Here is a 22109-nt window from a genome sequence, read left to right on the forward strand (position 1 = left end):
TAATATCTCCTTTTAAAAAGCGGATTACTCACGGGACGATAGTAGCATAGAAGGGCATTTATGTAAAATCCAGCATCACTCAACCAGCCTTTTGGCCGTTTTATCGGCAGTCTTAGTGAATTCTTGGATTGTGCAGATTGATGATCGGAGAAGGGTCAAGTACTGATTTTGATGTTGAACCCTTTTATTTGCAACATTTTTCAAAAACACTCCGTCTATGTTAATGTCGACAAAATTTCCTAGGAAATAACAACTAGAAACTAGACATAGAGGAGATATAACTAATATGAAAAAGTCTTTGATCGCCGCAACTGTTATTCTTAGCTTGACTCTTTTTGCTACGGCTGCATTCGCTGAGGCTAGACCCAATGATGTGAATTACACGCCTATTCAAATAAAGGACGCGGACGGCAACGTCATTGCACAAACGACCAGCCTACCACTAGGCACTGAAAATTTGCCGGTTTATGACGTTCATGACGCTAACGGCAATGTAGTCGGACAAACTCGTCAAACCAAACCGCAAGATTCCTTCGGGGGTATGCATTATGTTCTTGTGGCGGGTAACAAATCGATTGGGGTTGGCAGTAACGCAGCCTATATAAAAGGGGATCAGCTCATGGTTCCTCTGCGGGCAGTTAGTGAAGCGCTTGGTTATACCATAACATGGAATGCTGAAACGCTTAGTGTCGATGTAACCAAAGGCGCCGTTTGGAGCGCCGTATACATTGGCAAAGACAATTTCTCATTCGGCAAGATGGCGCCCGTCCAATTAGGAGCTGCACCTGAGCTAAAAGATGAGGTTACCTTTGTACCCTTTACCTTCTTCAGCGATATTCTGAAACTTAAGGCGAATATCGATGAAACCGGCGTAATTCGAATTGATGAAGCGTCAGCATAACTGTAAAAATAACCGCGAGGCTGCTAAGGATTCTATCCATTAGCAGCCTCTTTCCAAATTGTGCGGGTTGAACCCTTCTGATGCTCCCCCTATAATTCTAATAGACAAAGGGGGAATTACAGTTATGAAGTATTGGAGAATAATGTCCTTCGTTATTGTATTTTGTCTTTTGGGCATTGGAAGCATAGGGGTAGCTAACGAACCAGCAAGGGCAGCAGCATTATTGAAGCCGGGTAGCTCAAACGGCGATGTTTGGGATTTGCAATTCCGACTTAAACTATTAGGCTACTATCCGCAGTCATTGGACGGCCGTTTCGGCTATAATACCTTAGCAGCGGTTAGCAAGTTCCAGAAAAATTACGGCTTGACTGTTGATGGTTATGCCGGCGATGATACCTGGGCTGCCTTGAAAAAATACTCACTAAACCGTTCTGAATTAGACATTATGGCTAAAACCATATATAGTGAGGCCCGCGGCGAGTCCTATGAGGGACAAGTTGCCGTCGGAGCTGTAGTTATGAACCGTATTCAGTCGGGTAGTTTTCCAGATACAATAGAGGGTGTTGTATTTCAACCTAGAGCATTCACAGCAGTGGATGACGGACAGTATTGGTTAACCCCTAATGCCTCAGCGTATTTAGCTGCCGAGGATGCTGTACGCGGATGGGATCCTACCTACGATTCACTGTTTTATTTCAACCCCGATACTGCTACCAGTAAATGGATTTGGTCTCGACCGCAAACCGTACAAATCGGCAAGCATATTTTTGCAAAGTAACGAACTAAAGCTGCCACACTACCTCATATGAAATAAAGCCTCCAACCGCAATCAGCGGTTCCGGAGGCTTTATTCATTTGTGGAATAAGGAAACAAGATTGCGGAGATCTTAATCAGTAAGATATGATCCTTAGGATATTATCCCTTTAATCGTATTCGAATCAATGCTCGCTAAATTCAATCTCATCAAATTCAATTACAAACACCAATTCATTTACGCGATTCATTACAGGAGGAAACAGCTCCTTATAAGGTGTATCCGTGACTCCAATCCTGTTATCCCTTTGCTTCCACTGATCCAATACCTCTTGAGATATCTCAAACGGCAGCAATGGCTTGACCGAACGTTTGCTATGTACCACGATTATTTTATTACCATCTTTGGCAACTACAACATTATTCTTATACACCATTTGCAAATGCTTCTCTTTTTCTACATGATCTACGCTCATATGTTCCCCTCCAATAATACATTATAGAACATTGGGGAAATGGTAGCAATGAACTTCATCATAACTTTATTAAGACTTGATAAATAAGAGCCATGCTCCAATAGCATGACCCTCTGCATTGTATTTTTAACTAGATAAATGAAGTTTAACTATCACTCTTGTTCCTTGCTGTTTTTTCCCAAACGGATAATTCCAGCAGCTCTCCCTTTTCCCAGCTCACAAAATGATCTTCCCAAACGATATGGTAAACGCTATCACCTATTTCCAGAATAATGCCTCTCGTCCCGTCTGGCGAAAAAATAACACAATCTCCGACTTTTAACATGTGGATCACCCCAATCTGAAGACGATTCCATGACCACCTTTTGGGTACTCCCATTTAATATTTTGATGAGGACAGCCTATACGGCAGCTTCCACATTCATGACAGCCCTCATAGCCAACATGCATACGGATGTCCTCCCATTTATACACTTCCGCCGGACAAAAAATAGTACATATTTTATCAGGGCATTTGGTAGCACATATATCGGCATCCAATACAGTCAGATGAGACTTCGTATCCGCATTAAAGCGCAGTAAATATTGCTTCTCTTCAATTGATTGGCCTTTCGTCGCATCACTCATCACTTCATCACCTTCCAGGCCCGGTACACGTCACGGGCTAACCTCAGCTTCTCCTTCACCGTTCCGATATCACGCCAAATTTTCTTCTGCTTCTCTCTCTTCGATGAGCCGTCTACGGTAAACATCTGGCTCGCCGCGCGATTCATCATTGGGATATATTGATCAAAGTACTGTGGGAATTTATCAAAATGGTGGGTCGAGTCCTTATACTTTTTCAAATCCTGACCGACGAAGCTCTCCATCAAACGTTTCCGGTAATGATCCAGCATAGGCTCGGAGTAATCTCCTGCTTGTTTGGCCATCACAATCGTTTCGGCAGCAATACGGCCGGATGTCATAGCCATATTAGAGCCTTCTCGGTGAATCGCATTCACGAGCTGTGCAGCATCGCCAACCACAAGAACACCGGGAGCCGCCACCTTTGGCATGGAATAATAGCCACCCTCCGGGATCAAGTGCGCCAAATACTCCTGAGACTCGCTTCCCTGCAGGTAAGGACGAACCATCGGATGCTTTTTGACATATTCCAATAATTCGTATGGTTTTAGCTTATGCTTGATAAGGCCTGAAAGTAAGGTACCAACGCCTATACTCAAGGTATCTTTGTTCGTGTACAGAAATCCCGTTCCCAGAATCCCCTTAGTCGCATCGCCGAACAGCTCTATCGTACAGCCTTGGTTTTCCTCCAAGCCAAAGCGGTCTTCAATCACTTTCCTATCCAGCTTTACAATCTCCATCGTAGCTAGTGCAACTTCATCCGGCTTAAATTCCTTGTGGAAACCGAGTGATTTTGCGAGCAGTGAATTGACTCCATCCGCCAACACCACAACATTCGCATACAGATTCCCGTCAGGTCGATCCGTCTTAACACCTACAACTCGACCGTTTTCCTGGATGCACTCCAGCACAACGGTCTCACTAACCAATAAAGCGCCCTGTTCCACAGCCTTTTGTGCAAACCACTGATCAAACTTAGCGCGAAGCACAGTAAAATTATTATAAGGCTCTTGTCCCCATTCCAGCCCTTTATAACCGAAGGTTAATGCTGACTCCTTATCCAGCATCATGAATCGCTGCTCCACAATGGGCCGCTCCAGAGGGGCCTCCTTATAAAAATCTGGAATGATCTCCTCCATCATTTGCCGATAGAGCACGCCGCCCATCACGTTCTTGGAGCCAGGATATTCACCTCGCTCCAGCAGCAGCACCTTTACTCCTGCTTTGGCCAGCTCATGCGCGCAGGCAATGCCCGCGGGCCCTGCCCCAACGACAATACATTCAAATTGATCAGGCATGCCCATCTTCCTTTCCATTCCATGCATGGTTAAATTGTTCAATCAACATTGGCACAATCTCGAACGCATCACCGACAATACCGTGATGGCAAGCCTGGAATATAGCCGCATTCGGGTCTTTATTAATGGCAATTATTAATCCGGAATTTTGCATGCCTACAATATGTTGAATTGCCCCTGAAATCCCAATTGCAAAATATATTTTCGGGGTCACCGTAACCCCCGTCTGACCTACCTGATGATGATGCTCGATCCATCCCGCTTCAACAACATCCCGGCTGCCGCCTACGGCGGCTCCTAATACATCAGCCAGCTGATGGATGAGCTGAAATCCGCTTGGGCTGCCGAGCCCCTTCCCTCCAGCTACTATAATGTCCGCTTCATCGATGCGAACCTGTTTGACTGTATCCCTTACAATTTCCAATACTTTGGTGCGAACCTCCTCCTCTTTGAGCGGAATCGATTCTTCAATCAGCTTACCTCTTCGTCCTGGTTCGGGAGACAATGCTTTCATCACCTTGGGGCGGACTGTCGCCATTTGGGGACGGTACTTTTTACAAAGAATCGTCGCCATAATGTTGCCCCCGAAGGCAGGCCGGCTAGCCAGCAGCAATCCAGTATCCTCTTCCACATCCAGAATAGTCGTGTCTGCCGTTAAGCCAGTAGGAAGGTCAGTGGCTACCGCGCTGGCTAGATCCTTCCCTGTTGAAGTGGCACCATAAAGGATGATCTCGGGCTTATACTTCTCCGTACAGGCTAGTAGTGCTTTCATGAAAGTTTCCGTACGGTAATGCTTGAAGATGGGGCTGTCATATGTGTAAACGGTATCCGCTCCGTACTCAAACACCGTATCCGCTAAAGCCGTAATTTGATCCCCGATTAAAATCCCTGCCAGTTCGTCCCCTCTCTTGTCAGCAAGCCGCCTCCCAGCCCCCAGCAATTCTAGCGAAACCGGGGCAATCTGCCCTTCCTTCTCTTCAATAAACACCCAGACTCCCCGGTAATCCTCGAAGCTCATTGAATATCACCCCTAGCCTGAAACAATTCTTTTTTCTCCATTAAAATACCAAGCAGCTGTGCAACCTGTTCATTCGCAGCGCCTTCGAGCTTGCTTCCGCCCTGCGGCTTCTGCGGTGCCCACACCGATGAAACAATTGTAGGTGATCCCTTTAAGCCAAGCTGGGTCCTGTCCACATCCTCCAGATCATTGACCGACCAAATATGCGGCTGGTAGTAGGCCGCTTTGATCATATTCGGCATTGTGGAATAGGGCACTTCGTTAATTTCCTTCTCAACGGAGAATAGACAAGGCAATGTGGATTGGATCACTTCATAACCGTCTTCGAGCTTGCGGTGAACAATAACATATCCGCGTTCCTTGTTAATCTCGGCGACCTTCTTAACCGATGTAAGTGGAGGAATATCGAGCCGCCGGGCAATACCGGGACCTACCTGACCGGTATCTCCATCAATGGTCATTTTTCCACAGATGATCAGGTCAACCGGCAGAATCGTCGCAATTTTATTGATGGCTTTGGTCAAGGCATAGCTAGTTGCAAGCGTATCTGCCCCGGCAAAAGCACGGTCAGAGATCATATACCCCTCATCTGCTCCGATCTCAATGCATTTTTTGATTGCCTTTACAGCTGGCGGCGGCCCCATGGTGAGCACAGATACTGTACCTCCATACCTGTTTTTGAGTCGAACCGCTTCCTCTACCGCATGAGCATCATATGGATTCAAAATCGCTGGTGCACTAGAACGATCCATCGTATTGGTCTTCGGGTTCATCTTGATGATCTTCGTATCCGGTACCTGCTTAATACAGGCAACTATATGAAGCATCTCCCAGCACCCCCTTCCTTTTAATCCGTTACTTTTTGAATAATATAGTATATTTGAGAATCTTCTATTCGATGCCCATTCTACGAAGATACATTTGTGTTTTTTCAAATTGGACAGCTGTAACAGACAAGGAGTAACTTGAATATTAATATTAGAAGGAAAAGCACTCATTCTTCTCTCCAAATATGTACTCTTGCAAAGGGGGAGATTTCAAATGTTTATTTTAGACGAAATGGAACAATTTCAATGTGAACAGCTGGTATTCTGTCAAGATCCAAGCAGCGGGCTCAGGGCAATCATTGCTATCCATAATACAAAGCTAGGACCCGCTCTAGGCGGATGCCGGATGTGGAAATATGCAACGGAAGAACAGGCCGTAACCGACGCACTTAGATTGGCTAAAGGAATGACTTACAAAGCTGCTGTATCCGGGCTTCCATTCGGTGGAGGAAAAGCGGTCATAATCGGGAATCCGAACACAGATAAAACCATGGCTAAATTTCGTTCCCTAGGTCAGTTCGTTCAAAAGCTGCAAGGCCGCTACATTACAGGAATAGATTTGGGCACAACCGTTCAAGACATGGACTGGGTAAATATAGAGTCGGAGTATGTGACCGATATAACAGGTTCTCTTGGGGCTTTCGGTGAGTTCACTGCTGAAATGACGGCATACGGAGTTTTTCTCGGAATTAAAGCATCGGTAGGGAAGGTCTATGGATCGGAGCTGCTGAAGGGCAAAACTATTGCTGTGCAAGGCCTTGGGAAGGTCGGCTACTTTCTATGTCGGTATTTGCACGAGGCTGGCGTCCAATTAGTCGTTTCCGATATCAATGCAGATCGTGTGAAGAAAGTCTTGAACGCTTTTGGAGCTCGCCCTGCTGCTGTTGATGATATATTTGGTGAAGCTTGCGATATATTCGCCCCTTGCGCTCTTGGAGGAATTCTTAATGATCAAACAATTCCCCAGCTTAAGTGTAAAATCGTAGCTGGTGGCGCCAATAATCAGCTTGCTGAAGATAGACATGGAGAAGCATTGCATAGCTCGGGCATTCTCTATGCCCCCGATTATGTCATCAATGCCGGAGGCTTAATCACAACGGCAGTCGATTTGGGAGGCTTTGACGCCCCCTATGCGAAGAGACGTGTAGAGCGCATATATCCTACAATCAATAGCGTATTCCAATTGTCGGAAACTCTAAGCATATGTACGGCAGCGGCAGCTGACCGCATGGCGGAGCAGGTACTGGCTAAGGCTTAGCGAATCATCGTTCCACTCCTTTATTCTTGAAAATGTAAAATAAGCGGCACAAAACCTTTGTCCATCAAAAATAATGCTTGAACGTGACGTAGCGTAATCTAATATAATTAAAAATAATTCAGAAGGAGGGAAGCTTCTTGAAGCGTGAGGATTTCCTTACTACAGGGCAGATTGCACGAAGAACCGGGATAACTATTAGAGCTTTGAGATACTATGATCAGATTGGTTTGTTAAACCCATCCCATTGCAATGATGCTTCTCTAAGAATGTATAGCAAAGAAGATTTGATACGTCTGCAGAAGATCCAGGCTCTAAAGTATGTGGGACTATCACTCAACGAAATTAAACAGATTATTCAAGACAATTCATTGCCCCTACATGATTTAAGAAGTTCTTTAGTCATGCAAAAAGATATCATTCAGCAAAAAATTGCCCATATGCAGTTTGTAGTGAAAGCCATTAATGAATCCATGAGTATTTTAAGTGATAAGCAGGAGCAAGTGGATTGGGAAAGCCTAGGTGATTTGATTCAAGCCGTCAATGTTGAAAAAGATTGGATTGAGCAATACTACAACGCGTGCCGTCTACAAAAGAGAATGCAGCTTTACGATAAATTCAGTGTAAACAAAATAGGCTGGCACCGATGGCTTTTCGAGCATTTGAGTCATCTGCCGAATTTGCGGGTTTTAGAACTCGGTTGTGGCGATGCGGCATTATGGAGCCGAAATATAGAACGTGTTCCTGAGTCTTGGAGCATCACACTTACGGATCTTTCTTCCGGTATGTTGGACGAAGCTCGCAAGAATTTAGGTGAACACTCTAACCGCTTCAAGTTTCTTGTCGTAGATGTACAAGCTATTCCTTATCACAACAATGAATTTGACATTGTAATAGCCAACCATATGCTCTATCATGTTCCGGATATTTCCAAAGCCATTGTAGAAATACACCGGGTCTTGAAGCATGACGGAATGTTCTATGCTTCAACCATGAGTAAACGGCATTTGCAAGAAATCGAGCATTTAGTTCAATCATTCGATTCCCAAATCCAGGTGCTGGATCATGTAATGGAACGATTTCATTTGGATAACGGTGAAGAAATTCTATCCCCGTGGTTTTCTGAAATCAACTGTATTCAGTATGAAGACCACATGCTTGTTGACGAAATTCAACCGCTTATCAATTACATTACTTCTACTCCAATGAATGCCAGAGAGATTCTTAAAGGAGCAACTTTAGATAAATTCATAAAGTACATAAGTGCCAAGCTAGAAGTAGTGGGAAGTATCTACATAACGAAAGATTCCGGTTTTTTCTTAGGGAGGAAATAAACAATTATGTTACAAGAAATGAACCCCAGAGTTCGCATCGTGAAAAATGAGGTGTTATCCGACAACTGGTACGTACTAAAGAAAATAACTTTTCAGTATCAAAAAAGTGACGGTACTTGGGAAACTCAAGCTAGAGAGGCTTATGACCGTGGCAATGGAGCAACCATTTTACTATATAATCGCGCAAAGCAAACAGTAGTATTAACAAGACAATTTAGAATGCCGACCTATATAAACGGGAATGGAACGGGGATGCTTATTGAGGCATGTGCAGGTTTACTGGACAAAGACGGTCCGGAAGAAAGTATTCTTCGAGAAACGGAAGAAGAGACCGGCTATCGGGTAAAGAACGTACATAAAATTGGTGAAGCTTATATGTCCCCGGGTTCAGTGACCGAGATTCTGCACTTTTATATGGCTGAATACACCGCAAACATGCTAACTGGTGAGGGTGGGGGTTTGGAGGAAGAACAAGAGCATATTGAAGTGCTGGAAATGTCGTTAGAACAGGCATTGCAGATGGTAAAAAGCGGAGAGATTAAAGACGCAAAAACCATTATGCTATTGCAATACGCTCAAATCAACGGGCTGCTTGAACCCACTAGTAAACCCCAGCACATCCTAATCGCCGGTCCATATCGTTCCGGTACCGATGATGATCCACGTTTGATTGAGGCGAATATTAGCTTCATGAACGAAATCGCTCTCCAAGTATATGAAGCTGGGCATTTGCCTGTATTAGGCGAATGGTATGCACTTCCGCTGATCGAGACAGCCGGTTCTAGAGGGATTGGAGACGACATATTCAATCGAATGTTCCACCCGTCTTCAGTAAGATTATTAGACCATTGCGATGCGGTTCTCCGAGTGGGTGGACCGTCACAAGGTGCGGATGAAATGGTGAGAGTTGCAAAGGAAAAAGGGAAATTCATCTACATGCATTTACATGAAGTTCCTCTTATAAAGTAATTCGTATGGATAAAGCAACGACATATTATGTGCATAATTATCTTTATAGAAACCTGCAACGCCTTCTTGTAAACAAGAAGGCGTTGCTATTACAGACTGCTATCTTAATTCCCCGTCCACTACTGTTTAACAGCCTCCAGCACTTCCGCAACATGCCCATCCACTTGAACCGTACGCCATTCTCTCACCAGAATGCCTTGTTCATCAATAAGAAAGGTAGAACGCTCCACACCGTAAAACTGCTTCCCATCTCGCTCTCTAAGCTTCCAAACGCCGAATTCATTGCATACCTTCTGATCAACATCGGAAAGCAGCAGGAAAGGAAGCTGATATTCCGCTATAAATTGATCATGTGAGGCAATATCGTCTGGACTAATGCCAATAACCTCTGTATTCAAGCTAGCAAATTGGCCGTTGTAATCTCTGAATTCGCATGATTCTTTCGTACATCCTGGGGTCATGTCTTTGGGATAAAAGTAAATGACTACCTTCTTACCTCGAAAATCACTTAGCGATACTTCCTTTCCGTTCGAAGCTGGCAAGGTGAAATCAGGGACTGTTTGTTGAATTTGGACAGTGGACATGTTGTTTCCTCCTTAGGGATTCTTGTACGAAACCGACAGATAAAACAAGTGCAGGCTAGCTAGGCTACAGCTTGACTATATTCTTTTTTTATCATCAAGTGAAGCTCTTTCTTCGGTAATATTGTACACACATCTGCTCTTTCCAGCTAAGATATGCTCGACTCGTTCGATATTTACTTGCTCCCCTAGAATGCTTTGAAAAATATTCATCTCATTCTGACACAAACCGGTACAGACCGCTGCAGCCTCACAAATGGGACAATGCTTCTCGATTAACAAGTATCCCCCGTCCTCTTGTTCTTTAACTTCAGCCATGTAGCCTTCTTGGGTTCGAATGTCCGCCAGAATTTCAAGCTTGCATTGAACCGTCTTGCCCTCCGGAATCTGATTTTGATAGTGCTCTAGCTGTTTCTTGTTTCGAACCTCTAATAATCTTTCTAATCCGGCATCGCCAAACGCCTCTTTCATGGACTCAATCAAGCTTACTGTCAAGTCCGCATAGCCGTCAGGAAACAGCTTGTTCGCTAACGGAGTCAGCTCCCACAATTTAGCTGGTCTTCCCATTGGACGAGCTTCTTCTCGATAGCTGATCAAGGCTTCTTCCTGTAATGAATATAGATGCTGACGGATAGCCATAGTGGTAATTTCCAGCATAGAAGCCAATGTTCCTGCATCCGCAGGTCCATGCTGCTTTAATATATTAGTGATCGCTTTGCGCGTTCGAATTCCTGCGTCCTGCTTGGTTTCATTATTTTTCAAAGAAACTTCCCTGCCTTCATCCGAATGTTTATGCAAGCTGATGATGTTCTACTACCTCTACATTCTAAATATAAATGTTGACAAAGTCAAAAACAATTCTTATTATACAGTTTATAAATATTTTCCTTTATAAAGTTAGTGAAAGGCTGGAAAGACCACCCTATTCTATTAAAGGAGGACCGATATGAAGCCTCTATGGACAAAGCCATTTATTGTTTTATCTCTATCTACGTTTTTTCTGTGCGCAGGATTTTATTTGTTAGTCCCGACCATGCCTCTCTATATAAAGCAGTTGGGCGGTGACGAGTCGCAGGTTGGAATTGTGATGGGGCTGTTTACACTATCCGCAGTTGTTTTACGCCCATTTATTGGGGGGCTGGTGGATCAGCTGGGGAGAAGACAGTTTGTCATATGGGGTCTTATTTTATTTGCTCTATCGATGTATGCGTACAGCTGGGTGAGCGGCATTGCTCTGCTGCTTGTGCTTCGTGTCCTTCATGGGGCCAGCTGGGCTATTTCCCATACGGCTATAGGTACGGCTATAACCGACAATATCCCGGACAGTCGACGTGGGGAAGGCATCGCTTGGTTCGGATTATCCATGACTACAGCAATGGCGATTGGTCCTCTATTGGGAATTTGGATCTTGGAGAGGCACAGCTTCGATGGACTTTTTCAAATAGCTGCGGGGCTTGTCGTCTTGGCACTGCTGGGAGCTCTAGTAACCAAGATGCCCTTTCAAAAAAAGGCACGAACCGGCCCTATTGTATTCTTCGATAAATCCACTCTGTCGGTGACTGTGGCTACCTTCTTTCTAGCATTTGTTTATGGAGGAGTTGTAACCTTTTTGCCGCTTTTCGCAGCTTCTATCCAAGTTAATTCAGGCACTTTCTTTTTGGTGTACGCCATTTCCTTAACTCTGGTGAGATTTGCTTCAGGAAAGCTGTCGGATCGATTCGGAGAGGTAACGGTTATCGTTCCTGGAATTATTTTGACCGCTATCGCAGTCATTGTGCTAACCTTTTCCAGTGGTATGCTTGGTATTATAATTGCCGCTTTCCTGTTCGGAATTGGCTTTGGCTCAGCACAACCCGCGCTTCAGGCGGCCACACTAAACCTCGTTCGTCCCGATCAGAAGGGGCTTGCCAATGCGTCATTTGCCACAGCCTTTGACCTGGGAATTGGACTTGGCTCGATCCTGCTCGGATGGGTTTCCCAATGGCTAGGGTACCCGGCTTTGTTCATAACGTGTGGGTTCTCAGCAGTTGTTTCCTTAGTTCTTTACTTATACTTGTCCAAAAATAACACAAAAAAACTTAAACTGAATGTTATTCAAGAATCGTGAAGGCATTTCTAATCAGACCTCTCCAACGAATTCAACAGATGAAGGGAAGAAAATAATCATGTCTAACGTCTTATTTATTCAAGCTAACAACCGCCCGAAGGAGCAAGCTGTAAGCGTCAAGCTGCTTCATACTTTTATCGACAGTTACAAAAAATCCAACCCAGAGGATCAAATTACTCAGCTTGATTTGCATGCTGAACAGCTTCCTTATCTGGATGCCAATATGATTAATGGTTTATTTAAATCGAGCCGAGGGCTTGAGATGTCTCCTGAGGAGCAAAAAGCAGCGTCAACAGCTAACCATTATTTAGACCAGTTTTTGTCCGCTGACAAAATTGTGTTCGGCTTTCCAGTGTGGAATATAACGTTTCCTGCCGTGCTGCACACCTATCTCGATTACCTCAATCAAGCTGGAAAAACGTTCCGTTATACGCCATCAGGTCCTGTAGGCCTTATTCCCGAGAAAAAAGTCGCCTTGCTGAGCGCAAGAGGTGGAGTCGCCGATCCGAATTCGGAAATGGCTGTCAGCTTACTGACTCGCACGATGCAATTATTTGGAGTCGAGGAAATTACTACTATTGTCATAGAAGGACACCATCAATTCCCTGATAAGTCCGAGCAAATCATTGAGGAAGGCTTGCTGCAAGCATCCAAAGCCGCGGTCAGCTTCTAGACTGCATCGCACCATTAGGTTCAAATGGATTACATGATTAGATAAAGGGGTGTGAGGAACTATGATTACTCATTTTGCACAATTACAGTTAAACACAGTATCCCTACAAGGAGTTAAGCAGTTTTACCATGATCAGCTGCGCTTCCCTATTATTCATGAATCGGATAACGAAATACATTTTCAACCAACAGACAGCTTTAGCTTGTCCTTCAAAGAGGTTGCAGAACCCTTGGCTCCAGCACATCTTGCCTTCGAAATACCTGATTCCGAATTTGAAAATGTAGTAAGCTGGCTTCAAAAGGAACGTATATCCCTTCTCAAATGGTCGGATGGCAGAATTATTGACAACTTTGAAACGGGGAGAAATGTATACTTCCGGGATGGGGATGGGAACTTGCTGGAAATCATTTCCCATCACTATATTCAAGAAGGTATCCTGCCTCCCAGTGGTGCTTTGAACATCCTTTATCTTAGAGAAATTGGCTTTCCAGTGGAAAATGTCATTGAGTTCAGAGAAATGCTAGTAAAAATTTTAAATTTCAAGCTTGATAAGGTGTCTGACATTTTTGCATTCGCCATTGGAGGAACCGCACATTGCGTTATTCCTTCGAAGAAGAGAAAATGGATTCCCATTTCGATGTCAGCCTTGCCTCCGACGATGGAAGTAGGCTTTGGTGTAACGGATATCCACTTCATTAACGAAGTCAAAGCTCGCTTAGATGAACAAAATATTAGTTATGAATGGAATGGCGGGCTTTATTTTAAAATCAATGAATACAGCTTTTGTCTAAGTATTACTAACTTCCCTAAAGAGGCACATCATCTATTAAATTTACCTTTTTCGAGATAGTATAAGATTGTTTGTAACTGAAGCAACAAAAAGAAGAGGTTCGTCCAGCTGTTTAGAGCAGCAGATACGAACCTCTTTTTGATCACAAGCTGTAGCTTGATATTTTACGGGAGTTTATTAATTTTTAGGCAATCCAGTCCAACAATAGGGATATTCTGCTTCAGGCGGCTTTTTATTTCCTCCATCCATTTTGTCATCCTGCTGTCCCTTGCATGCGGCTCCACTTTCTTATTAATAACGAGATAAAGCGTGAGATCACGAAGTCTTAGAAAATAAGGCAGTTCCTGAAGCCATGCGGCATCCAGTTTATGCTCCACTTGATACCCGGTCCAAAACGCCTCGAAAAACTCAGCTGCAAATGCATCCCGGTCTCCATTATAGGCATCTGGAATAGCCCAGCTTACCGAGTAATATAAAGGAATCGCAATGTCATGAATGAACCAATTATAGGCACAATCGTCAAAATCAAACACACTAATGCGCCCGTTAGCTACAAAAAAATTACCTTGATGCATATCCGAGTGTATCAAGCCGTAGCTCCGATTATCCTGTGGCAGCCCATGCAAATGCTTCAATATCTCTTCCAAGCTTTCCAGTATGAATTCTTCATCTTCGCTCACATATTTCCGGGCTTCCAATAGTAGTTCATCTTCATACCACTCCTGCCGCTTCCCCTCATCATCAGGATCGGCGGTGACCCGATAACTGCTTGTCGCATGATGCATTTGACCGGTTAGACGGCCCCACTCCCTAAACAACTGCTGATTCCACTCTGCCGGATTATGAAAATCAACTCGGTTACCTTCTGCTTTCTGAAACAAGGCAGCTGTAAAATAGGAATCTTCAACTAGTAGCTTTTCTACTCTTTTCCCAAGTAACGACTCGTAGCAGCGCGGGATGTCCAGACCTTCATTGATTAAAAAGTAGATCCAGTCCAGCTCTGCGGCGATCCTTGACTCCGACCGATGACTACTGTGGGTCAGCCTCATGATGACAGCCTCCCCTTGCTGATTGTGCATCTCATAGACATAGTTTTCAAAATCGCCCAGCTTTTTAAAATATTCCTGGTTCAAACCGAACCTTTCCGCCGCTTCACGCAGTACGGACTCTCCGAAAAGCCTCTCTACCTGCTGCTCCATAGCCAAATCAACTCCATCTGTTATTTATTTCTTAATTGTACCATGGGTTAATTAGGCTTGATCCGGAATGAATAATTGATACCAATAAATTCGTCTTTTAAACAAATTTAAGGACATTTTTATCGAGTCAAACCTTTTGAACTACATAGCTCACACAATCACTTTTGAGAAGTACGTCTCTTCCATTTCGCTCAATGTTGAATTGTAACGGCTTTACAGTTGTATAGATAACTTTCCAGCCTTCATAAGCTTTGGCCAGCAGTTCATTTCCTTGCTTCGTTGCCATATTTAGCTCCATAAGCGGTTCTAATTTTGTTCCGGAGGCTATGTCGATCTCTTCAAGGTTTGTATTCATGATGATGCAATTGATTCCGCCTAACCTAGTACCCTGTACCATTTTTTCCAGCGTTTGAATTAACTGGGCTTCGGAAGCGATATGCTCTAATGCTGAAACTGCAATTATATAGTCGAAGTGATCTACAGCTATAGGGTAGTCTCCGATATCTGACAATTGTGTTTCTACATATTCAGTGACCCCATATTCCCTGCTATAGCTCTTCAGCTTGCTTAATGCGGATTCAATGAGATCCACACAGACTATTTTTCCACTGCGCAGCTTTAAGGTCTCCGCTATAGGTATGCTATTCCTGCCCACACCGCAGCCAAGATCCAGAACCGTTAACCGATCATACGCCTCAAATCTCTTAAGTGTCTCCATGACCGTCTTAACTGGCTTATGCAGCCAGGAACCCGCTTCGAACAGCTGGTAATTATCATAGCAAGCTTCGTGGTACTTGCGCTCCTCAGCTCTAATCCTTTGGATTCGCTCCAGCTCGCTCAACCTGCTATTCAGAACTTCCTTAACAAATGGCGTCACTTCAATAGGACTGGAGTTTGAGCGTGTCGAGCCCACCTTGGAGCCTTGATCCTTCGCTTCCCTGATTGCATCAATATCTTCTATATCGATCCACTCAGCACCCAAGGAGTCCTGATCATCCCCATCCGTTTTTAGAACGAAATCGTTGTTTTTCAACTCAATGTCATAAATGATTCCAATGTGATGCAGCTCTTCCAGCTCACCATCCTTATAAGGATAGATAAGTGTATAAGACACCGCCGTCCTGATAGTACCTTCAAGCTCCGTAATGCCCGTTTCCTCCAGAAACTCCCGCTGCAAAGTAACGTAAGGCTCTTCGCCGAATTCTATCGAGCCCCCGGGTAAATCCCATTTGTCTGTATGAGGGCCTCTGGCTTTCTTGATTAATAGGATTTTGTTATCCTTCACAAGTACACCGTAGACACCTAAGTGGGTATGTTTGTTCATAGTCGCCTCGACATTTTCGGATTAAGAACTATCTAATTATATAAGCTAAGTGCTCGATGCTCCCCATGATCGGCTTTATTGCTAAAGAAGTAGCGTGGGCATGGCATGCCGTTTCTCATAATTCAATCCAGTGCCCCTTCAACATTCTTAAACTGGTTAAAAAACATGCGGTAATACGTCCCTTGCTCCCTGATTAACGGATCATGCGCTCCCTTCTCCACAATTTCCCCGCGGTCAATGACCATGATCGTATCAGCGTCGCGGATCGTGTTGAGCCTGTGAGCAATGATAAAGCTGGTGCGTCCATTCATAATGTTCAGCAGGGCATCTTGAATATGCAGCTCTGTTCTCGTATCGATGCTGCTCGTCGCTTCATCCAGTATGAGAATGGACGGCTTAGCCAGTATGACCCTCGCGATAGCCAGCAGCTGCCGCTGTCCTTGGCTGAGATTTCCGCCGTTTTCCGACAGCATCGTATCATATTGATTAGGCAGCCTTTTAATAAAAGTATCCGCATTGGCCATCGCTGCCGCTGCTTCAATCTCCTCATCCGTGGCATCGGATTTGCCGTACTTGATATTCTCTTTGATTGTTCCCGAGAACAAATACGTATCCTGCAGCACGATTCCAAAAGCTTTTCTTAAGCTATCCCTCGTGTAAGCCTTAATATCGATACCATCTATGAGAATTCTGCCGCCCGTAACGTCATAGAAGCGCGTAACTAAATTTACGATTGTCGTCTTGCCTGCACCCGTAGGTCCAACCAACGCCGTGCTGCTGCCTTCATCCGACACAAAGCTCACATTTTTCAATATGGGAACGTCCGGTCTGTAGCCGAAGCTTACATTTTCAAAAACAACCTGCCCCTTAGGATTGTCTAGTACGATTGCCTCTGGCGAATCCTCAGGCTCCTCCTGCTCGTCAAGCACCTCGAACACCCGCTCCGCACCCGCCACGCCAGACTGCAAAATGTTGAAAATATTAGCGATCTCATTCAGAGGCCTCACAAATTGCCTGGAATAGCTCAGAAAGCTGGCGATTATGCCGACGGTAATAAGGCTTTTAACCGCCAAGACACCGCCTACCACCGCAACTGCCGTAAATCCAATATTATTAATGACCGCGAGCAGCGGCATAAGAAAGCCGGACCATATTTGCGCCTTCATTCCGACCTTGCACAGCCTGTCGTTGACCTCATCAAATTCCTTAATCGCCTTATCCTCGTGGTTAAAAGCTTTTACAACATGAATACCGGAGATCGTTTCCTCAACATGCCCATTCAGCTTGCCAAGCTGCACCTGCTGCTCTTTAAACAACACACTCGTTCTCTTAGTTATCGTTCGGGCGAGCAAATAAACCAACGGCACCGTTATCAAGCTTGCTAACGTAAGCGTAGGACTGAGCACGAGCATCATGATCAACGAACCAACAATGGCTATCGATCCAGCCATCAGCTGGGCAATCGACTGGGACAGCGTGTTGCTTACGTTATCAATATCATTGGATAAGCGGCTCATAATCTCGCCGTGCCTGCGTGAATCGAAATACGACAAGGGCAGCTTCTGCAGCTTCTCAAACAGCGCCTGCCGCAAATGCATGACAATCCGCTGAGATACGCCAGCCATAAGCCATCCCTGCAAGAAGGTTAGCAATCCATCTGCTATATAGGCTGCCACAAGAGCAATAATCATGATCTCTAGCAGCTTGAAATTGACCCCGCTTGACTCTGCCATTGAATCTATGGAGACACCTATAAGATAAGGCACCGACAGAGTAATCGCCGAGTTGATTAGTATAAATAGGAAAACTACGGACAGCCATTTTCTTTCCTTCCCCATATAAAACCATAAGCGCTTCAGCGTTCCCTTGAAGTTTTTCGGCTTCACAACAGGGCCTCTAGTCCGGTTGCCAAACCCGCCTCCTCCTGGCCTTCCCGGACCCATCATTGGAATATCGGGCTGATCTTTGCGTTCCTTGGATTGCTCATGAGGCTCAGCCATTTTTCTGCATCTCCTTACCCACCTGTGATTGGAAAATTTCCTGATAAACCGCGCAGTCCCTTATAAGCTCATCATGCTTGCCTATGCCGACCATTTGCCCATGATCCAACACTATGATTTTATCCGCATCCATAACTGATGTAATCCGTTGAGCAATGATGAGACAGGTGAGATCCTTGGCATACTTCTTTAACGCTGCCTTGATGTTAGCTTCAGTAGTCACATCGACTGCGCTTGTGCAATCATCCAAAATAAGAATTTCCGGCTTCCGCACCAACGCCCTTGCTATCGATACCCTCTGCTTCTGACCTCCAGAGAAGTTGACCCCTTGCTGCCCAAGAACAGTATTATATCCCTCAGGAAAGGTGGAAACGAACTCATGAGCATCCGCCATCCGTGCCGCTTGCTCCACTTCTTCCAAGGTGGCATCTTCTTTACCAATCCGGATGTTTTCCAGAACCGTTCCGGTAAACAGCACTGTTTTTTGAGGAACTACGGCGATTTTATCTCTCAGCTTTTGGGGATCCATATTTTTGACATCTATCCCATTTACTTTTACAGCACCAGAATTAGTATCATAAAAGCGCGGAATCAGACTGACCAGACTGCTTTTCCCCGAACCGGTTGAACCTATAATTCCGACAGTATCCCCTGGCAAGCAGCTAAAGGTTACATTTTTGATAACAGGCTCCTTCGTTCCTTCATATAAAAAGCTTACCTGCTCAAAATCAACCCTCCCTTTTACAGGAGTAGGTTGTACAGGAGCTTCATTCCATACCATACTGTTTTCCTGTGCAAATACCTCACCGATCCGGCCTGTTGATGCCTTAGCCCTCACAAACATATTGAAGACCATCGAAATCGTCATAAGAGCGAACAAAATTTGCGTCATATAGTTTACAAAAGCAATCGTGGTTCCGACCTGCATCTGTCCGTTATCCACCCGCATGCCCCCCAGCCATAAGACCGCGATAATCCCCATGTTCACCGTCAACGTAATCCCAGGACTAAAAATAGCCATCGCACGCATCGCTGTTCTCGATCTCACTTGGTACTCCTGGTTGGCATCATTAAACTTGTTCACCTCATAATCGAACCGATTAAAAGCCCTGACCACCCTAACCCCAGATAAATATTCACGCATTACGCTGTTGACCCGGTCGAGAGCTTTTTGCACCTTCATAAAGAAAGGAAAGCCCACTTTCATATTCAAGGCTATAAGCACGCCAACAATAGGAACAACAATGAGCAGTATCATAGCTAAATGCGAGTCGAGCCTCACAGCCATGATCAAAGCCCCAACACAAAGCAGTGGCGCTTTAACGAAAATACGCATGAGACCGTTCACGAAATTTTGCACCTGAGTTACATCATTCGTTAGTCGGGTTACAAGTGAAGCGCGATCAAATTGATCGATATTTTGAAAAGAAAGCGCTTGTATTTTTCGAAACAAATCTGATCTGAGCTCAGCTCCGAACCTTTGTGATACTTGAGTGGCAACAATATTGCGCGCCGAAGCAGCCAAGGCTCCCATTGCTGTAATAAACAGCATCAGACCTCCCATGCGCCATACATAGTCCATCTGCGAGTTGGCAACTCCGATATCTATAATTTTAGCCATAATAGCTGGCTGCAGCAGATCGCATAATGCCTCAGCCGATAAACATAAGAAGGCTAAACAAAACAGCTTCCAATACTTCTTAATATATTTGTTCATAAACATCATGCTGATTTCCCCCTGCTTGCCCACAATTCTGATGCTATGCTTGGGCTACCGTGTGATTTAGGATTCAAGCTAATCTTACTAGAAACATCTGGAATAAAAAAGACTATTTTTTTCGGTTCAACCTCAAAATCAGCGCTTGCCCTCCTATGGTCATCAGCCAGCACAATATCCTGCAAACATGCAGTTATTTTCTACCTAAATTTGCGTTTGAGGGAATGAACTGCGAAAGTACAGTAATTTTTATGCAAAACGCTTCGGTTTCAGCTAAGAATGAGAAAAAGATGCTCATTTGCATGAATTCACCAAGACTGCCGATAAAGCGTCCAAAAGGCTGTATAGATGCAGTTTTGGGGATAGGGAGGCAATGACTTCGGATAATGTCTTGTACGCTGCCATTGCCGTTCGTAAAGTCAGGGTCAATGCTGGCCCTGAAGGCACCTCCCCTCATGGACCTCTATTCAGAACGTTGCAAAGGCATGATCCAAACCCTGAACAGTAAAAAACCATTAATCCTCCGCAGAGGATAATGGCTCCCTATTCCAAAAAACCTTTTCAATCTATTGATTGAAGCTTATATCATTTATACGGCCTATATCATTTTGGCATTGAGTTCATGATATAGAAATATCCTGCCTCGATATTCACCAGACCTGCTCTGGGACGCTGCTCCAATACGTATAGCTTCACTTTGTACAATCCGCCGCCTTCTGCCAGATCGAGCGTTACATGAAAATGTCCATTTTCATCTGGTGTCACTTTTTGTGTTTTCCCAGAGGATTCAACAAACCCCTTATCGCTATCCTGTTTAACAAGAACGACTTGAAACGGAGTAGCCGCCGTTCCAGTAAATTCAAAGCTGGATGAATCGCTACGGATGTAACCGCCGGTTAAGCTATCCAGCTTCAGGTTTGGATTATGGAGCACGAGCGGCTGTCTGCTAAGAGAGGTGTTCACCTCGTAGACAGTCCGGTAAAGAATCCGTTCTCCTGAGCGCAATGTCTCGGTGATCGGGTTGCTGCCGAGCATCAGAGCGATTGGCGCCTCCAATAGGGAAAGGCCCGGCACCTCTCCGCTGCCCCATGCACTAGCAACGTTGCCGTAAATACCGTTGTTATCGATGGTAAGACTCATCTTATCAGGTGCAAGATACCGCCCGATCGATCTCACGCTACCCTTAATGGTAAGGGAATCCTCACCAACTTCCCGAGGCACCCCGTAGTCCTCAATGTCGAATTTAGCATAGGCGATGTCCAGAACCCTATCATTCTGATTCCACTTGGCCGTATACCCGAATAACTGCTCTTGATCATAGGAGGCCATATATGGCTTGCCTCCTTGCACTAGCAGCGGCTTGAGCAGACTGTATTCACCGACCTTGGCTCCACCCCAGTAGAGATTAGCTTTCTTGCCATCCGGTCCAATCCTGATGCTGTAAAGGCCATCATCCATGAAATAACCGCCATCGGCTTTAGATAAGCTATATCCGAACGCTTCGGCAAAATACGGCAGCGAGAAATAAGCCACGCCCTCCAGTCCAATTCCAACCTCCTTGTCGTTCACATATTGCTTATCCTCGCCAAACTTCACCAGCATTTCAACCGCAGAGGTTTGGTTAATCCTTAACGCTTCTCCTTGCTTGTTGGGGTTCTCCAGCTTCCCGTCAGTGCCTGTGTAGCCTCGCGTCTCATACTTAATCGTTCGCTTCTCCGCATCCCATTGCACCGAGCCAAAAGGCTCCAAATCATTGATCATAACAGCGGTAGTACCGCCGATATTATAGGAGCTAAGGTAGCTTCCGTGCTCCTGATTTCCGTAAAAAGCCTTAATGTCAGTATATACGACATCCTTGAGCCTGGTACCCACGACAGGGTTTGGTTCATTCCTTAGAACCGTCAATGGCTGCTTCAACTTGGTTCCGTTCTCGTATAAGCTTAGCTTACGTGTTTCAGGAGACCAGGATACCTCAAAGCCGTAGCTTCGCAGATCTTCAACCGCAACTGCCGTATACCCACCGATATTCATCGAAGGAATGGGCAGACCATTTACATAAGCAATAATATCTGTTGAAAGCACCTCACCTATAATCGTGCCTACTTTCATTTCTTCCGCCCTCAGGCTGCTTGCTGCTGAAAGAAGCAAAAGACCACTCAACGCTGCAACTGCAAATCGATTCTTCCACACTGCCTCCACCATCCTCATCCTTTTTTTCTGGACACTATATAAACAGCGGTTATTGGGGTTATTTCCTAAAAA

General features: G+C 44.9%; 22 protein-coding genes. 9 read left to right on the plus strand and 13 right to left on the minus strand.

The window, feature by feature from the left end:
• The first annotated feature begins 286 nt into the window (after nt 1-286).
• Both GC093_RS26860 and sleB read left to right on the plus strand, forming a co-directional pair.
• Nucleotides 287-901 carry a copper amine oxidase N-terminal domain-containing protein gene (locus GC093_RS26860; RefSeq protein WP_171655005.1) on the plus strand — a complete coding sequence of 205 codons (615 nt, stop codon included), beginning with the start codon at nt 287-289 and terminating at the stop codon, nt 899-901.
• Nucleotides 902-1025: 124 nt separating this feature from the next.
• Nucleotides 1026-1679 carry a spore cortex-lytic enzyme gene (gene sleB / locus GC093_RS26865; RefSeq protein WP_171655006.1) on the plus strand — a complete coding sequence of 218 codons (654 nt, stop codon included), beginning with the start codon at nt 1026-1028 and terminating at the stop codon, nt 1677-1679.
• 161 nt (nt 1680-1840) lie between these two features.
• Here the strand turns inward: sleB and GC093_RS26870 are convergent, their stop codons facing one another.
• From GC093_RS26870 to GC093_RS26895, 6 genes are all read right to left on the minus strand, one after another.
• Complete coding sequence (locus GC093_RS26870; RefSeq protein ID WP_171655007.1) at nt 1841-2131, minus strand: hypothetical protein; 291 nt, start codon at nt 2129-2131, stop codon at nt 1841-1843.
• Between the two features lie 145 nt (nt 2132-2276).
• Nucleotides 2277-2456: a hypothetical protein gene (locus GC093_RS26875; RefSeq protein WP_171655008.1), complete on the minus strand. Its 180-nt coding sequence runs from the start codon at nt 2454-2456 to the stop codon at nt 2277-2279.
• A 5-nt stretch (nt 2457-2461) separates the two neighbouring features.
• Complete coding sequence (locus tag GC093_RS26880; RefSeq protein WP_171655009.1) at nt 2462-2758, minus strand: ferredoxin family protein; 297 nt, start codon at nt 2756-2758, stop codon at nt 2462-2464.
• Nucleotides 2758-4053, minus strand: coding sequence for an FAD-dependent oxidoreductase (locus tag GC093_RS26885; RefSeq protein ID WP_171655010.1), 1296 nt, complete (start codon nt 4051-4053; stop codon nt 2758-2760). Before GC093_RS26885 ends, GC093_RS26880 begins: the two co-directional genes overlap by 1 nt.
• On the minus strand, nt 4046-5071 hold the full coding sequence (locus GC093_RS26890; RefSeq protein ID WP_171655011.1) for an electron transfer flavoprotein subunit alpha/FixB family protein: 1026 nt from the start codon (nt 5069-5071) through the stop codon (nt 4046-4048). Before GC093_RS26890 ends, GC093_RS26885 begins: the two co-directional genes overlap by 8 nt.
• Complete coding sequence (locus GC093_RS26895) at nt 5068-5898, minus strand: electron transfer flavoprotein subunit beta/FixA family protein (RefSeq protein ID WP_171655012.1); 831 nt, start codon at nt 5896-5898, stop codon at nt 5068-5070. Before GC093_RS26895 ends, GC093_RS26890 begins: the two co-directional genes overlap by 4 nt.
• Before the next feature lie 214 nt (nt 5899-6112).
• On the opposite strand from GC093_RS26895, the gene GC093_RS26900 reads away from it, so the two are divergent.
• The 3 genes from GC093_RS26900 to nudK all read left to right on the plus strand — a co-directional run bounded on the left by GC093_RS26900 (nt 6113) and on the right by nudK (nt 9456).
• Nucleotides 6113-7156 (plus strand): Leu/Phe/Val dehydrogenase, encoded by a 1044-nt coding sequence (locus tag GC093_RS26900; protein ID WP_171655013.1) that lies wholly within the window; start codon nt 6113-6115, stop codon nt 7154-7156.
• Nucleotides 7157-7293: 137 nt separating this feature from the next.
• Nucleotides 7294-8487 (plus strand): methyltransferase domain-containing protein, encoded by a 1194-nt coding sequence (locus GC093_RS26905; protein ID WP_171655014.1) that lies wholly within the window; start codon nt 7294-7296, stop codon nt 8485-8487.
• Nucleotides 8488-8493: 6 nt separating this feature from the next.
• Nucleotides 8494-9456 (plus strand): GDP-mannose pyrophosphatase NudK, encoded by a 963-nt coding sequence (gene nudK / locus GC093_RS26910; RefSeq protein WP_246315417.1) that lies wholly within the window; start codon nt 8494-8496, stop codon nt 9454-9456.
• A gap of 119 nt (nt 9457-9575) precedes the next feature.
• On the opposite strand, the gene bcp is transcribed toward nudK, so the two are convergent.
• Together bcp and GC093_RS26920 are read right to left on the minus strand one after the other, a co-directional pair.
• Nucleotides 9576-10040 (minus strand): thioredoxin-dependent thiol peroxidase, encoded by a 465-nt coding sequence (bcp, locus tag GC093_RS26915; protein WP_171655015.1) that lies wholly within the window; start codon nt 10038-10040, stop codon nt 9576-9578.
• A gap of 75 nt (nt 10041-10115) precedes the next feature.
• Nucleotides 10116-10835: a helix-turn-helix transcriptional regulator gene (locus tag GC093_RS26920; protein ID WP_246315419.1), complete on the minus strand. Its 720-nt coding sequence runs from the start codon at nt 10833-10835 to the stop codon at nt 10116-10118.
• A 148-nt stretch (nt 10836-10983) separates the two neighbouring features.
• On the opposite strand from GC093_RS26920, the gene GC093_RS26925 reads away from it, so the two are divergent.
• The 3 genes from GC093_RS26925 to GC093_RS26935 all read left to right on the plus strand — a co-directional run bounded on the left by GC093_RS26925 (nt 10984) and on the right by GC093_RS26935 (nt 13667).
• A complete protein-coding gene (locus GC093_RS26925; protein ID WP_171655016.1) occupies nt 10984-12144 on the plus strand; it encodes an MFS transporter in 1161 nt (386 codons plus the stop codon).
• Between the two features lie 58 nt (nt 12145-12202).
• A complete protein-coding gene (locus tag GC093_RS26930; protein WP_171655017.1) occupies nt 12203-12817 on the plus strand; it encodes an FMN-dependent NADH-azoreductase in 615 nt (204 codons plus the stop codon).
• 61 nt (nt 12818-12878) lie between these two features.
• Nucleotides 12879-13667, plus strand: a complete 789-nt coding sequence (locus tag GC093_RS26935; RefSeq protein WP_171655018.1) for a VOC family protein — start codon at nt 12879-12881, stop codon at nt 13665-13667.
• A gap of 104 nt (nt 13668-13771) precedes the next feature.
• Here GC093_RS26935 and GC093_RS26940 read toward each other — a convergent pair whose 3' ends face one another.
• The 4 genes from GC093_RS26940 to GC093_RS26960 all read right to left on the minus strand — a co-directional run bounded on the left by GC093_RS26940 (nt 13772) and on the right by GC093_RS26960 (nt 19856).
• Complete coding sequence (locus GC093_RS26940) at nt 13772-14806, minus strand: phosphotransferase enzyme family protein (protein WP_171655019.1); 1035 nt, start codon at nt 14804-14806, stop codon at nt 13772-13774.
• Nucleotides 14807-14933: 127 nt separating this feature from the next.
• Nucleotides 14934-16130 carry an NUDIX domain-containing protein gene (locus tag GC093_RS36700; RefSeq protein WP_312886620.1) on the minus strand — a complete coding sequence of 399 codons (1197 nt, stop codon included), beginning with the start codon at nt 16128-16130 and terminating at the stop codon, nt 14934-14936.
• Between the two features lie 122 nt (nt 16131-16252).
• Nucleotides 16253-18076, minus strand: a complete 1824-nt coding sequence (locus tag GC093_RS26955; RefSeq protein WP_246315461.1) for an ABC transporter ATP-binding protein — start codon at nt 18074-18076, stop codon at nt 16253-16255.
• A gap of 46 nt (nt 18077-18122) precedes the next feature.
• Nucleotides 18123-19856, minus strand: coding sequence for an ABC transporter ATP-binding protein (locus GC093_RS26960; RefSeq protein WP_171655021.1), 1734 nt, complete (start codon nt 19854-19856; stop codon nt 18123-18125).
• A gap of 364 nt (nt 19857-20220) precedes the next feature.
• On the opposite strand from GC093_RS26960, the gene GC093_RS36500 reads away from it, so the two are divergent.
• The gene (locus GC093_RS36500; protein WP_281365321.1) at nt 20221-20355 is read left to right on the plus strand and encodes a hypothetical protein; all 135 of its coding nucleotides are present in this window, start codon (nt 20221-20223) and stop codon (nt 20353-20355) included.
• A 95-nt stretch (nt 20356-20450) separates the two neighbouring features.
• Here the strand turns inward: GC093_RS36500 and GC093_RS26965 are convergent, their stop codons facing one another.
• Nucleotides 20451-22037: a hypothetical protein gene (locus tag GC093_RS26965; protein WP_171655022.1), complete on the minus strand. Its 1587-nt coding sequence runs from the start codon at nt 22035-22037 to the stop codon at nt 20451-20453.
• Nucleotides 22038-22109 lie beyond the last annotated feature (72 nt).

This window comes from Paenibacillus foliorum, assembly GCF_013141765.1.
In the GTDB taxonomy this organism is placed as follows: domain Bacteria; phylum Bacillota; class Bacilli; order Paenibacillales; family NBRC-103111; genus Paenibacillus_S; species Paenibacillus_S foliorum.

Excerpts from the sequence above, each read along its gene's own strand:
- GC093_RS26860 (WP_171655005.1), top strand. The coding sequence starts at position 287 with ATGAAAAAGTCTTTGATCGCCGCAACTGTTATTCTTAGCTTGACTCTT.
- sleB (WP_171655006.1), top strand. The coding sequence starts at position 1,026 with ATGAAGTATTGGAGAATAATGTCCTTCGTTATTGTATTTTGTCTTTTG.
- GC093_RS26870 (WP_171655007.1), bottom strand. The coding sequence starts at position 2,131 with ATGAGCGTAGATCATGTAGAAAAAGAGAAGCATTTGCAAATGGTGTAT.
- GC093_RS26875 (WP_171655008.1), bottom strand. The coding sequence starts at position 2,456 with ATGTTAAAAGTCGGAGATTGTGTTATTTTTTCGCCAGACGGGACGAGA.
- GC093_RS26880 (WP_171655009.1), bottom strand. The coding sequence starts at position 2,758 with ATGAGTGATGCGACGAAAGGCCAATCAATTGAAGAGAAGCAATATTTA.
- GC093_RS26885 (WP_171655010.1), bottom strand. The coding sequence starts at position 4,053 with ATGCCTGATCAATTTGAATGTATTGTCGTTGGGGCAGGGCCCGCGGGC.
- GC093_RS26890 (WP_171655011.1), bottom strand. The coding sequence starts at position 5,071 with ATGAGCTTCGAGGATTACCGGGGAGTCTGGGTGTTTATTGAAGAGAAG.
- GC093_RS26895 (WP_171655012.1), bottom strand. The coding sequence starts at position 5,898 with ATGCTTCATATAGTTGCCTGTATTAAGCAGGTACCGGATACGAAGATC.
- GC093_RS26900 (WP_171655013.1), top strand. The coding sequence starts at position 6,113 with ATGTTTATTTTAGACGAAATGGAACAATTTCAATGTGAACAGCTGGTA.
- nudK (WP_246315417.1), top strand. The coding sequence starts at position 8,494 with ATGTTACAAGAAATGAACCCCAGAGTTCGCATCGTGAAAAATGAGGTG.
- bcp (WP_171655015.1), bottom strand. The coding sequence starts at position 10,040 with ATGTCCACTGTCCAAATTCAACAAACAGTCCCTGATTTCACCTTGCCA.
- GC093_RS26925 (WP_171655016.1), top strand. The coding sequence starts at position 10,984 with ATGAAGCCTCTATGGACAAAGCCATTTATTGTTTTATCTCTATCTACG.
- GC093_RS26930 (WP_171655017.1), top strand. The coding sequence starts at position 12,203 with ATGTCTAACGTCTTATTTATTCAAGCTAACAACCGCCCGAAGGAGCAA.
- GC093_RS26935 (WP_171655018.1), top strand. The coding sequence starts at position 12,879 with ATGATTACTCATTTTGCACAATTACAGTTAAACACAGTATCCCTACAA.
- GC093_RS26940 (WP_171655019.1), bottom strand. The coding sequence starts at position 14,806 with ATGGAGCAGCAGGTAGAGAGGCTTTTCGGAGAGTCCGTACTGCGTGAA.
- GC093_RS36700 (WP_312886620.1), bottom strand. The coding sequence starts at position 16,130 with ATGAACAAACATACCCACTTAGGTGTCTACGGTGTACTTGTGAAGGAT.
- GC093_RS26955 (WP_246315461.1), bottom strand. The coding sequence starts at position 18,076 with ATGATGGGTCCGGGAAGGCCAGGAGGAGGCGGGTTTGGCAACCGGACT.
- GC093_RS26960 (WP_171655021.1), bottom strand. The coding sequence starts at position 19,856 with ATGATGTTTATGAACAAATATATTAAGAAGTATTGGAAGCTGTTTTGT.
- GC093_RS36500 (WP_281365321.1), top strand. The coding sequence starts at position 20,221 with ATGACTTCGGATAATGTCTTGTACGCTGCCATTGCCGTTCGTAAAGTC.